10 protein-coding genes are annotated in these 12,256 nt (G+C 72.3%); 2 read left to right on the top strand and 8 right to left on the bottom strand.

The window, feature by feature from the left end:
* The first annotated feature begins 32 nt into the window (after positions 1 to 32).
* Positions 33 to 284, top strand: coding sequence for a PLD nuclease N-terminal domain-containing protein (locus J4H92_RS03475; protein ID WP_208096030.1), 252 nt, complete (start codon positions 33 to 35; stop codon positions 282 to 284).
* A 32-nt stretch (positions 285 to 316) separates the two neighbouring features.
* Here the strand turns inward: J4H92_RS03475 and J4H92_RS03470 are convergent, their stop codons facing one another.
* The 6 genes from J4H92_RS03470 to guaB1 all read right to left on the bottom strand — a co-directional run bounded on the left by J4H92_RS03470 (position 317) and on the right by guaB1 (position 5,987).
* A complete protein-coding gene (locus tag J4H92_RS03470) occupies positions 317 to 871 on the bottom strand; it encodes a WHG domain-containing protein (RefSeq protein WP_208096028.1) in 555 nt (184 codons plus the stop codon).
* The gene (locus tag J4H92_RS03465; RefSeq protein ID WP_208096025.1) at positions 868 to 1,257 is read right to left on the bottom strand and encodes a DUF4260 family protein; all 390 of its coding nucleotides are present in this window, start codon (positions 1,255 to 1,257) and stop codon (positions 868 to 870) included. The genes J4H92_RS03470 and J4H92_RS03465 overlap by 4 nt, the downstream gene beginning before the upstream one ends.
* A gap of 107 nt (positions 1,258 to 1,364) precedes the next feature.
* Positions 1,365 to 1,772, bottom strand: a complete 408-nt coding sequence (locus tag J4H92_RS03460; protein WP_208096022.1) for a phage holin family protein — start codon at positions 1,770 to 1,772, stop codon at positions 1,365 to 1,367.
* The gene (locus tag J4H92_RS03455) at positions 1,769 to 2,926 is read right to left on the bottom strand and encodes an AI-2E family transporter (protein WP_243751928.1); all 1,158 of its coding nucleotides are present in this window, start codon (positions 2,924 to 2,926) and stop codon (positions 1,769 to 1,771) included. The genes J4H92_RS03460 and J4H92_RS03455 overlap by 4 nt, the downstream gene beginning before the upstream one ends.
* Before the next feature lie 16 nt (positions 2,927 to 2,942).
* Positions 2,943 to 4,373, bottom strand: coding sequence for a threonine synthase (gene thrC, locus J4H92_RS03450; protein ID WP_208096016.1), 1,431 nt, complete (start codon positions 4,371 to 4,373; stop codon positions 2,943 to 2,945).
* Between the two features lie 141 nt (positions 4,374 to 4,514).
* Positions 4,515 to 5,987: a GMP reductase gene (gene guaB1 / locus J4H92_RS03445; protein ID WP_208096014.1), complete on the bottom strand. Its 1,473-nt coding sequence runs from the start codon at positions 5,985 to 5,987 to the stop codon at positions 4,515 to 4,517.
* 60 nt (positions 5,988 to 6,047) lie between these two features.
* On the opposite strand from guaB1, the gene J4H92_RS03440 reads away from it, so the two are divergent.
* Entirely contained in the window at positions 6,048 to 8,381 is a 2,334-nt protein-coding gene (locus tag J4H92_RS03440; RefSeq protein ID WP_208096011.1) for a bifunctional alpha,alpha-trehalose-phosphate synthase (UDP-forming)/trehalose-phosphatase, read from the top strand.
* Between the two features lie 172 nt (positions 8,382 to 8,553).
* Here J4H92_RS03440 and pheT read toward each other — a convergent pair whose 3' ends face one another.
* Complete coding sequence (gene pheT / locus J4H92_RS03435) at positions 8,554 to 11,172, bottom strand: phenylalanine--tRNA ligase subunit beta (RefSeq protein ID WP_208096008.1); 2,619 nt, start codon at positions 11,170 to 11,172, stop codon at positions 8,554 to 8,556.
* Positions 11,172 to 12,239: a phenylalanine--tRNA ligase subunit alpha gene (gene pheS / locus J4H92_RS03430; protein WP_208096005.1), complete on the bottom strand. Its 1,068-nt coding sequence runs from the start codon at positions 12,237 to 12,239 to the stop codon at positions 11,172 to 11,174. Before pheS ends, pheT begins: the two co-directional genes overlap by 1 nt.
* Between the last annotated feature and the right edge of the window lie 17 nt (positions 12,240 to 12,256).

Here is a 12,256-nt window from a genome sequence, read left to right as displayed (position 1 = left end):
CTACCGGCTCGGCGACCGCTAAGCTCGGAGGCATGGACGCCCCGATCGACCCGCTCGCGCCGACCGCCTACGACGTCTCGTTCACGATCTTCGCGGCGATCGCCGCCGTGCTGCTCGTCGTGGCGCTGGTGTCGATCGCGCGGCACGCTCAGCGCCTCACCGCCTGGCAGGCGATCCTGTGGGTGCTGCTCGCGCTCGTGATCCCCGTGCTCGGTCCCCTGGCCTGGCTGTTCATCGGCCGCCGCGCGGGAGCCCCGCTGCGGAGCCTGCCGCACCCGTCCTGACCGCCGCGACGTCCTCGGTGCCGCTCGACGCCTCACGGAGAGAGCGAGGCGACGGTGTCGACGAACAGCGCCCAGGCGGCGTCGAGGTCGGCCTCGGGCGGGAATCGCTCGGCGAGCTCCAGCGCCGTCAGCCCGTGGGCCGCGGCCCAGGCGAAGCGCGCGCGATCGCGCTGCGCGCCGCTCTCGCCGAGGAGCCGGAGCAGCGCCCCCATCGCCGCCTCCTCGGCTCCCGGCTCGATGCGGCTCCGGTCCAACGGCCGCCCGGTGGCGAGACGGTAGAGCTGCGGCGCCCGACGCGCCTCGTCACGGTAGGCGGCGGCGAACGCGCTCACGCGCTCTCGCGCGCTCGCCCCGGCGGATGCCGTTGCGGTCTCGGCCGTGTCGAACCGTTCCGCGAGGCGGAGGAAGCAGCGGGAGATCAGCGCGTGCTCGAGATCCTCCGCCCCGGTGAAGTGCTTGTACAGGCTGGGCGGCTTGAGGTCCGCCTCCCGGGCGAGCGCGTTGACGCCGAAGCGCTCCAGACCGTCGCGTTCGAGCAGGATCTCCGCGAGGTCGAGCAGCTGTTCGCGCCGCGCGGAACGCCTCACGCCAACCGCCCGCCCCCGACGGGAAGGATGCTGCCGTCCGCGGCCCGCAGACCGAAACCTGCGGCGCGATCCACCGCGATGTGCGCGAGCCAGGCGAGGCCGGCGAGCAGCACGCCCCAGAACTGCGCGGCCACGAGCAGGATCGGCGCGCCGAGCACCGCGAGGCCGATGGCGAGCGCCGGCGCGTGCAGCAGATTGTAGAAGCCGACGCGAGACGGTTTGAGCCGCCCGCGGCCGGCGAAGGCTCCCAGCAGGGCGATGTCGGGCAGCAGGGCGAAGACCGTCGCGAGCAGCGCGGCGCCCCAGCCCCGGGCGATGCACACGGCGACGATCGCGACGATGAGCACCGCGGCGAGGAGGAACCAGAGCAGACGCGCAGCGTTCATGCGGCTAATAGTATTAGCCGCATGACGGCGCGTCAAGCGATGCCGATGCCGTGCGCGACGAAACGCGCGACGAACGGTGAGCCGGCGCCGTCGGCCGAGTATCCGCGCTACGCGACGGCCCGCGCCGCCTTCTCGCGATCCCGCTTCTCGAAGTGTCGTTTGAGCACGACGCCCAGGAGGATCCATCCCCCGAGCGCCGTCACGATCCACACCAGCAGCGGCGCGAGCACCCAGCCCAGACCCGAGATCTCGATCCCCCCGAACAGCGTGGCCACCCACAGCGCGAGCAGCGTGGAGACGAGGCCGATGCCGCCGAGCAGCGCAGAGGCGTACTGACGGGCCAGATTGAACACGAACGGAGAGAGCACCGCCTGCGCGAGCGCGAAGATCACGACCGCGACGAGAAAGCCGCTGACGTGCAGAGTCACCCACTCGGAGAGCAGCAGCCCTGCGAGGAGGAGGGCCAGGGCGGAGAGCACCAGGTGCGCCGCGAGGCTCAGCAGAAAACGGATCACGACGGGTTCCTCTCAGCGTCCCTCGCCCATCTGGCCGGCAGGTCCGGCCCGGCCCACACCTGCACGATACCCCACACCACCGCCGCGATGGGCACGGCCAGCACGGCGCCGAGGATGCCGGCCAGCACGGTGCCGACGGTCAGGGCGAGCAGGATCACCAGGGCGTGCAGCTTCAGCGCGCGGCCCATCAGCACGGGCTGCAGGAAGTTGCCCTCCAGCTGATTGACCAGCACGACGACACCGACCACGAGCACCGCGCTGAGCGGTCCGTTCGCGACGAGCGCGACCAGCGCCCCGAGGATGCCCGCCAGAGTGGCGCCGACCAGGGGGATGAAGGAGAGCAGGAACACGACGACCGCGAGGGGCAGCGCGAGCGGCACCTGCAGGATCACGAGGCCGATGCCGATGCCGACCGCGTCGACGAGCGCGACGCTCGCGGTGCCGCGCACGTAGGAGCCGAGGGTCTCCACCGTCTTGTCGCCGATGCGCTCGGCCCGGGCACGGGCCTCGCCCTCGAAGGGGCGCAGCAGGAATCGCCAGATGACCGGGCCGTCCTTCAGGAAGAAGAAGAGCAGCACGATCATGAGCACCAGTCCGGTGATGAAGCTCGCGACCGCGCCGACGCCGGCGATCGCACCGGATCCGAACTGGGCGCTGGTCGCGAAGTCGATGATGCTCTGCTGCCACTCGGCGAGCTGCTCGGCGTCGGGCGCGAAGGGCAGCGTGTTCACCCACGCGATCAGCTCGCTGAAGCCGTCCTGCGCCTGAGCCGAGAGCTCATCCCACTGGTCGCGCACCGCCCAGGTGACGAGCCACCCGACGAGACCGAGGATCAGGACGATGCCGAGCAGCACGATCACCGCGGAGAGGGCACCCGGCACGCGCCGCTCCTTCAGCCAGCGGGTGACCGGCCAGAAGGTGCTCGCGAAGATCAGTGCCAGCACCACCGGGATCATCACGGTGCTGAGGGTCTGCAAGCCCCAGATCAGCGCCCCGACGAGCACCACGACGATGATGATCTGCAGCGAGCGGGTGGCGAGCTGGCCGAAGCCGTCGCCCCAGAGGCGGGCGACGGTGCGCCGCGGGCGCTCCAGTCGCTCGAGTCGTTCCCGCTCAGCGGCCTCCTCCGCGCGTGCGCGCCTGCCGAATAGCATCGTGTCCCCCATCCCCTCAGCCGTGAAGCGCTCGTTCCGCGATGAACGATCGCAGGGCGTCCGCATCGCTCTCGACCTCCGCCACGTGCTGGGGCAGCTCGAGCAGCCCCGCGAGGTGCGGCGGCAGCTGCGCCGTCGTCCCGGTCGCCTCGGCGACGATCTCCGGGAACTTCGCCGGCTTGGCCGTCTCCAGCACCAGCATCGGCACGCCGGGCTCCACGTGATCGCGGGCGACCGTGACCCCGTCCGCCGTGTGCGGATCGATCAGGATGCCGTTCTCCTCGTAGACCGAGCGGATCGCGAGCACGCGATCCGCGTGCGTGCTCGTGCCGCTGACGAGGCCGAACTCCTCGAGGAAGCGCGGCTGCGCGTCGGCCAGGTCGAAGACGCCGTCCGCGTCGAGCGAACGCCAGAGCTCGTTCAGCCGCTCCGGGTCCCGGCCCACCAGGTCGAAGACGAAGCGCTCGAGGTTGGAGGCCTTCGAGATGTCCATCGACGGGCTCGATGTGGCGTGCGTGTCAGCGGCGCCGCGGGGCCGGTAGACGCCGGTGCGGAAGAACTCGTCCAGCACGTTGTTCTCGTTGGCGGCGAGGACGAGGCGGCGGATCGGCACCCCCATGCTGCGGGCGAAATGGCCCGAGAGGATGTTGCCGAAGTTGCCGGAGGGCACGGTGAACGAGACCTGCTGCGCCGCCCGCTCCGCCGCGGGGAGATCGTCGGTGGCGCGCAGCCAGGCCCAGAAGTAGTAGACGATCTGGGCGGTGATCCGGCCCAGGTTGATCGAGTTCACCGTGCCGAGGTGGTGCGCGCGCTTGAAGGCCAGATCCGCCGAGAGCGCCTTGACGAGATTCTGGCAGTCGTCGAACACTCCGTCGATCACGATGTTGTGGATGTTCTCATCGGTGAGCGAGTACATCTGCGCGCGCTGGAACGCGCTCATGCGGCCCAGCGGGGAGAGCATGAAGACGGCGATCCCGTCCTTGCCGCGGAGCGCGTACTCGGCCGCGGAGCCCGTGTCGCCCGACGTCGCCCCGAGGATGTTCAGAGTGCGGTCCTTCCGCGCGAGCGCGTGCTCGAGCGCCTGACCCAGGAACTGCATCGCGATGTCCTTGAACGCGAGGGTCGGCCCCTCGCTCAGGCCGACGAGCGCGAGCCCGCCGCGCAGCGGGGTGAGCGGCACCACCTCGGGGTGCGCGAAGGCCTCGGGACCGTAGGCGTCCCGGCACATGCGGTCGAGCTCCTGGACCGGGATGTCCGTCGCGAAGAGCCCGATGATCCGGGCCGCCAGCTCGGGGTAGGCGAACCCGCGCCAGGCCTCGAGCTGCTCGGCGTCCACGAGCGGCAGGTCCTCCGGCACCGTCAGGCCGCCGTCGGGCGCGAGCCCCTCGAGCAGGGTGTCGCTGAACGGCGCGGGATCCATGCCGCCGCGGGTGGAGATGTATCTCACAGATATGTTCCTTCCGAAGCCCGGTCTCGGTCCATTCTCTCACCCACCCGCTCACATCCCGCTACACTCCGCGGGCTGTCGCCGTCGGCTGCCCCGAGCCGTGTACCGCGAAAGCCGACCGCTTTCGCCCGTATCGCGGGCTCACCACGACACCGGGAGCGCCTTGCCCTCCTCGTAGCCCGCGGCGGACTGCAGACCGACCCGCGCGCGCTCGTGGAACTCGGGGAGCGTCACCGCGCCCGCGTAGCTGAACGACGACCGGACCCCGGAGGTGATCATGTCGATCAGATCCTCGACCCCGGGACGCTGCGGATCCAGGTAGATCCGCGACGACGAGATGCCCTCGGCGAAGAGCTCCTTCCGGGCGCGCTCATAGGGATCGAGCCCGCCGAACCGCGCCTGCACCGCCTTGGTGGAGGCCATCCCCCAGGACTCCTTGTAGTGGCGTCCGTCCGCATCGAGGCTGAGGCGCCCGGGGGCCTCGACCGTGCCCGCGAACCAGGATCCGATCATGACCGAGTCGGCTCCCGCGGCGAGCGCGAGCGCGACGTCGCGGGGGTAGCGCACCCCGCCGTCGGCCCAGACGTGCGCGCCGAGCGCGCGCGCCGCCTCGGCCGTCTCCAGCACCGCGGAGAACTGGGGGCGTCCCACGGCCGTCATCATGCGGGTCGTGCACATCGCGCCGGGGCCGACTCCGACCTTGATGATCGTCGCCCCGGCCGTGACCAGGTCGCGCACGCCCGCCGCCGTGACGACGTTGCCCGCGACCAGCGGTAGGCCGAGCCCGAGTCCGGCCACGGTCTCGAGCGCGCGGATCATGCCGTCCTGGTGGCCGTGCGCGGTGTCGAGCACGAGCACGTCGGCGCCCGCATCGGCGAGCGCCCGCGCCTTTCCCGCTACGTCGCCGTTGATCCCGACCGCCGCGGCGATGCCGAGCCGGCCCGCATCGTCCACCGCGGGCCGGTAGAGCGCGCTGCGGAGAGCGCTCCGCGAGGTGACCGTGCCGCGCAGCAGATCCCCGTCGAACACGGCGAGGGGTTCCCCCGAGGCGCGCTCCTCGGCGGCCAGCACCGCGTCGAAGCCCGCCCGCCCGCCGTCGAGCGCCGAGGCCGCCACCGTCTGCAGCTCGCCGTGGAGGAGATCGCCGAGGCGGGCGTCCTCGGGCACCTCGGCGAGCCGCGCGGCCGCGACCACGCCGCGCACCTGCCCGCGGGTGAGCGGCCGGTCCGGCGCGCCGTCGCCGACCACCACGCCGTGCCCATCCGTCGGCGGGACGAGCCGCAGCGCCTCGGCGGCCGTCTGGTCCGGGGAGAGCACCAGCGGAGTGTCGCAGACGATCGGCTGCCGCTTGACCCAGCCGACCGCGTCGATCATACGCTCGATGGCGAGATCCTGCGGCAGCACGGCGAGCCCGCCGCGGCGGGCGAGGGCGGCCGCCAGCCGGGGACCGCTGACGGCGTTCATATTCGCCGCGACCAGCGGGATCGTCGCGGGCGTGCCGTCGCCCGGGGAGAGATCGACCTCCAGGCGGCTGCGGACGGCCGAGCGACCGGGCACGAGGAACACGTCGGAGTAGGTGAGATCGACCGTGGGCCGGTCGCCGATGAACTGCATGGGTCCACGGTACCGGGATAGACTGATATCCACCGCACCGAGCCGTCTGGAGCCGAAGGCATGCCCGAACTGACCGACATCGTAGGCGGACGAGAGATCGTCGTCGTCGCGAACCGGCTGCCGGTGGATCGGGTCGTCGAAACCGACGGCACCGCGTCCTGGCGCACGTCCCCGGGCGGTCTCGTCACCGCGATGGAGCCGGTGGTGCGCGAGCTCGGATGCCTCTGGGTGGGCTGGTCGGGCGGCGCCGACGAGGATCTTCCCCCCTTCGAGGCGGAGGGCATGCGGCTGGTCCCGGTGCCGCTCAGCGGCGACGATCTGGAGGGGTACTACGAGGGCTTCGCCAACGGCACGCTCTGGCCGCTGTACCACGACGTCATCGCCCAGCCCGGGTTCCACCGGGAGTGGTGGGAGAGCTACGAGCGGGTGAACCGGCGCTTCGCCGAGGTGGTCGCGCACGAGGCGCCCCGCGACGCGATCGTCTGGGTGCACGACTACCAGCTCCAGCTCGTGCCCGCGCTGCTGCGCGCGCTCCGTCCCGATCTCACGATCGCCTTCTTCCTGCACATCCCGTTCCCGGCGCGTCCGCTCTTCGCCCAGCTGCCCTGGCGGCGCGAGATCGTCGAGGGCCTGCTCGGAGCGGACGTCGTCGGGTTCCAGCGCGAACAGGACGCCGCCAGCTTCCGGGCCGCCGCCGAGCGCTACGCCGACGCGCTCGCGCACGGCAACCTGCTGCGGCTCTCGGCCGAGGACGACGATCCCTCGCGCTCGGTCCTGGCCCAGGAGTTCCCGATCTCGATCGACGCGGACGCCTTCGCCGCGCTCGCGACGCGGCCGGAGGTGCGGCGCCGCGCGGAGGAGATCCGGGAGGAGCTCGGCAATCCCCGGACCGTGCTGCTCGGCGTGGATCGACTCGACTACACCAAGGGCATCCGCCACCGTCTGAAGGCCTTCGCCGAGCTGCTCGACGAGGGCGAGGTGACCGTCGGCGAGGCCGCGCTGGTGCAGGTGGCGAGCCCCAGCCGCGAACGGGTGGCGGCGTACCGTCGGCTGCGCGAGGAGGTCGAGCGGACGGTCGGGCGGATCAACGGCGAGCACGGCTCCATCGCGCACACGCCGGTGGTGTACCTGCATCAGGGGTTCTCGCGGGAGGAGATGGCTGCGCTCTACCTCGCCGCCGACGTGCTCGTCGTGACGGCGCTGCGCGACGGGATGAACCTGGTCGCCAAGGAGTACGTCGCCTGCCGCTCGGACGAGCTGGGCGTGCTCGTGCTGAGCGAGTTCACCGGCGCCGCCGACGAGCTGCGCCGCGCACTGCTCGTGAACCCGCACGACATCGAGGGCATGAAAGCCGCGTTCCTGCGCGCGATCCACATGCCCGAGAAGGAGCAGCAGCGGCGTATGCGCGGCCTCCGCGCGGTGGTGCAGGGCAACGACGTGCGCCACTGGGCCGAGAACTTCCTGCGCGCGTCGAGCTCGATGGCGGAACAGCGCGCCGCGGCGGACACCTCCGAAACCGGCGCGGGCGCCGACTCGCCCGCCACGGGCCCCATCCTGCTCAGCGCCAGCATGGAGGGGTCTCTGCGGAGGTTCGCCACCGCGCCCGAGCTGATCGTGGCCTGCGATTTCGACGGCACGCTCGCGCCTATCGTGTCGCATCCGGGCGATGCGCGGATCATCGAGCGCTCGCAGCGGGCGCTCTCGATCCTGCAGCAGGCCCCGGGGGTTCACGTGGTGCTGATCTCCGGGCGTTCGGTCGAGGACCTGCTGGCGACCGGCATCGACACCGACGGCTGGATCGTCTCGGGTTCGCACGGCATCGAGCTCGTCGGCCTCGCTCCTCTCGCGACCGCAGATCCCGGGGCCGCGGGGCCGCGGGGCGCCGCCGCCCGCTTCGGCACGCCGCTCTCGCCGGAGGAGTCGGACGGCATCTCGGCGCTGGGGCGCCGACTCGCCCGCATCTTCGGGCGCGAGCCGGGGGTGCGTCTGGAGCCGAAGCCCTTCGGCATCGCCGTGCACACGCGGCAGGTACGGGACGAGGAACGCTCCGACGACATCCTCGACGCCGCCACGCGCATCGGCGCGGAGGCCGGCTACGAGGCGCGCAACGGCAAGCGGGTGCGCGAATTCTCCGCGCGCCTCTCCGACAAGGGGTCGGCGCTGGGCCATATCCGCTCGCGGCTGCCGGACGCGCCGGTGCTGTTCCTCGGCGACGATGTCACCGACGAGGACGTGTTCCGCACGCTGGAGGTCGACGACCTCGGCGTCAAGGTCGGCGCGGGCGACACCGCGGCGCGGGCGCGCATCGCCGACCCCGAGGCCGTGAGCGCCGTGCTGGCACGACTCGCGGAGCTGCGCACGGGCATCGTCATCGGCAGCGAGCCGACGGAGTAGGCGGACTCCGGACTCACCGCACGACCGCGCTCGCCCTGCATCCCGCCGCTGCTCCCCGAGCACGGTGCCGACTTCGCCGACGCGCTCATCCGGGCCGCGATGGAGATCCACGTGCACCGGAGCCGATGCCCCTCGGCCGCGCGGGCGCGGGAGGCTCGGGCCCGACGCAGCGCTACTCGCGGAGCTTCGCGCCGAACGCGGTCTCGGCGGCGCGTACGCCCGCGAGCTTCGCCTCCGTGGCCTCCTCGGCCTTGAGCGTCCGGTCGTCCGCCCGGAAGCGCAGCGCGAGGGTGAGGGCGCGCTGTCCCTCCGGCACTCCCGAGCCGCGGTAGTCGTCGACGAGCTGCGCGTGCTCCAGCAGGTCTCCCCCGCCCGCGACGACCGCGGCGAGCACCGCGTTCGCGGGCACGCCCGCGTCGACCAGCAGCGTCAGGTCCTGCGTGGCCGCGGGATAGCTCGACAGGTGCGAGGTCTGCGGCTGGCGCGGGGCCAGCTCGATCAGACGGCCGAGATCGAGCTCGAACGCCGCAGCGCGGCCGGGCAGATGCGATGCGGCGACCAACTCGGGCAGCAGCTCGCCCGCGACGCCGAGCGTCACGAGCTCGCCCGCGTGCGCCACGAGCAGTTCGGCGGTGCGGCCCGGATGGAAGGCCCGGTGCCTGCCCTGGCGCACCACCAGCTCGGCCGCAACGGACGCGGCGAGCGCACGCGCCGCATCGAGCGCGTCGGCCCAGTCGTAGGATCGCGGATCCTCCCCCGGCTGCTTCGCCACGGCCGCACCGAGCAGCAGCCCCGCCGCACGGAAGGGCTGGGCGGGGATCGACCGGTCGAGCGCCGCGAGCGTCTCCGCGCTCGGCAGCTCCGCGAGCGGAGGAACCTCGGCGGTGCCGAGCGCGTCGGCCGTGAGCTGCCCTGCTGCTTGCCCTGAGCCCGTCGAAGGCACGAACACGGCGCCGAACTCCGCGAGCGCGAGATCGGCGAGACCGCGGGAGACGTTGCGCTGGGCCGCGCCGACCAGTCCGGGCAGCAGCGAGCGCCGCAGGAAGGGCGCTTCGCCGTCGAGCGGGTTGGCCAGCCGGATCGCCGGGATCCCGCCCTCCGCGCCGTCGCCCGGCTCGTCATCGCCGTTCGCCTCGCCGCCGAAGGCGTCGAGCTGCGCGCGCGAGACGAAGGGATAGCTCTGCACCTCGTCGAGCCCGTGCGCGGCGATGGCATCGGCCGCGCGGCGGCGCAGGCGCTGCGCACGGGTGAGACCGCGACCGGCCGGTGCGACCGGCAGCACCGAGGGAATGCGATCGTAGCCGAGGATCCGCGCGACCTCCTCGATCAGGTCGGCGGGACGGCCGAGGTCGCCGCGCCAGCTGGGCGGAGCGACCAGCAGCACGCCCGCCTCCTCGACCCGAGAGCCCGGGACTTCCGGGTCGGAGACCTCGCAGCCGATCAGCTGGATCGCGGCGCGGATCTCGGCGTCCGAGAAGTCGGTGCCGAGCAGGCCGTTCACACCGGCCAGCGGCAGCCGGACGGGCTCCTGGGCGAACGGGGCGACGATCTCGGCGCCCAGGGGGTCCGCCGAGCCGCCGCCGAGCTCCACGAGCAGGTCGACCATCCGCTGCGCGGCGGCCCGCGCGACGAGCGGATCGACCCCGCGCTCGAAGCGCTTCGATGCCTCGCTCGGCAGCTTGTGCCGACGCGAGGTGCGGGCGATCGAGACCGGGTCGAAGGTCGCGGCCTCGATCAGCACGTCGACGGTCGTCTCATCGGTCTTCGTCGACTCGCCGCCCATCACGCCGGCGAGGCCGATCGGCCCCGACTCGTCGGTGATCAGCAGATCCTCCGGATGCAGCTCGCGCTCCTGCCCGTCGAGGGTGGTGAGCGTCTCCCCCGGCTGCGCACGGCGCACGGTGATCCCGCCGCTGAGCTTCGCCAGATCGTAGGCGTGCAGCGGGCTGCCGAGTTCGAGCATGACGTAGTTCGAGATATCGACCTCGAGCGAGAGCGAGCGGATGCCGGCGAGCTGCAGGCGCGCGACCATCCAGGCCGGAGTGGGTCTCGCGGGGTCGATGCCGCGCACCACCCGCGCGATGAAGCCGGTGCAGCCCTCGCGGCCGCGGATCGGCGCACGGTCGTCGAGGGCGACCGCGAAGCCGGAGGCTCCTCCGATCACCGGCAGATCCGCGGGATCCCGGAAGTCGAGCCCGGTCGCGTGGCCGTACTCCCTCGCCACGCCCCGGATCGAGAACGCGTAGCCGCGGTCCGGCGTGACGTTGATCTCGACGGCGCTGTCGCGCATCCCGAGCAGTTCGAGGGCGTCCGCCCCGATCTCGGGATCGAGACCCAGCCTCGAGAGCACGATGATGCCGTCGTGATCCTCGCCGAGCGCGAGCTCCTTCGCCGAGGCGATCATCCCGTCGCTGACGTGCCCGTAGGTCTTGCGGGCCGCGATCCGGAAGTCCCCCGGCAGCACGGATCCCGGCAGCGTCACCACCACCTTGTCGCCGGCCTCGAAGTTGTGGGCGCCGCAGACGATCCCGCGCACCGCCTCCCCGCCGTCGGCGGCACGCTCTCCGTCGGGCGCCACCCTGACCCGGCACCAGTTGATGGTCTTGCCGTTCGACTGCGGCTCGGGCTCGCGCGACAGCACCTCGCCGACGACGATCGGGCCGCTCGCCTCGAAGCGGCGGATCGACTCCTCCTCGAAGCCGACGCGCACGAGATCGGCGTGCACCTGTTCCGGTGTCGCGTCCGCGGAGAGCGGCACGAACTCGCCGAGCCAACTGAGTGGTACGCGCATCAGACCAGCCCTCCGAACTGACGGTTGAATCTCACGTCGCCCTCCACCATGTCGCGCATGTCGCTGAGGTCGTGACGGAACTGCAGGGTGCGCTCGATGCCCATGCCGAAGGCGAAGCCCTGGTACTCGTCGGGGTCGATGCCGGTGGCGAGCAGCACATTGGGGTCGACCATGCCGCAGCCGCCCCACTCCACCCAGCGCGCGCCGCCCTTGGCGTGCGGCTGCCAGACGTCCATCTCCGCCGAGGGCTCGGTGAAGGGGAAGAAGTTGGGGCGCAGCCGGATGGCGGCCTCCTCGCCGAACATCTGCCTGGCGAAGTGCTCGAGCGTGCCGCGCAGGTGCGCCATGGTGAGGCCGCGGTCGATGGCGATGCCCTCGATCTGATGGAACACCGGAGTGTGGGTCGCGTCGAGTTCGTCGGTGCGGTAGACGCGCCCGGGGGCGACGACGTAGACGGGGAGCTCGCGGCCGAGCAGCGAGCGGATCTGCACCGGCGAGGTGTGGGTGCGCAGCAGCAGATGACGATCGGCGGGCTCCACGAAGAAGGTGTCCTGCATCGCGCGGGCCGGGTGATCCGGGTCGAAGCCGAGGGCGTCGAAGTTGAACCACTCGTGCTCGAGCTCGGGACCCTCGGCCACCTCCCAGCCCATGCCGACGAAGGTGTCGGCGATCTCGTCCTGCAGCTGGGCGAGCGGGTGCCGGGTGCCGGGCCTGCGGCGCGTCGGCGCCTCGGTCACGTCGACGGTCTCCGCGACGAGCCGCGCCGCCGCCTCGGCCGCGGCGAGCTCCTCCTCCCGTCCGCGATAGGCGCCCTCGATACGGCCCCGGGCCTGGCCCATGAGCTTGCCGGTCTCGGCCTTCTCCGCCTTCGGCACCGCCCGCATCCGGGCGTTCAGCCTGGCGATGGGCGAGGACTCCCCCGCGTGCTCGGCACGGGCCTGCTTCAGCTCCGCGACGGAATCCGCGGCCGCGAAGGCGATGAGGGCCTCCTCGACCGCCGCCGCCACGGCGTCCGCTGTGATGGGATTGCCGGTCGTCTCTTCCGGGTTCGCTCTGCTCGCTGACACAAGTGTCAATCCTACCG

The sequence above is a fragment of the Leucobacter weissii genome, assembly GCF_017565745.1.
Taxonomy (GTDB): domain Bacteria; phylum Actinomycetota; class Actinomycetes; order Actinomycetales; family Microbacteriaceae; genus Leucobacter; species Leucobacter weissii.
This window is presented reverse-complemented; position numbering and strand designations above follow the sequence as displayed.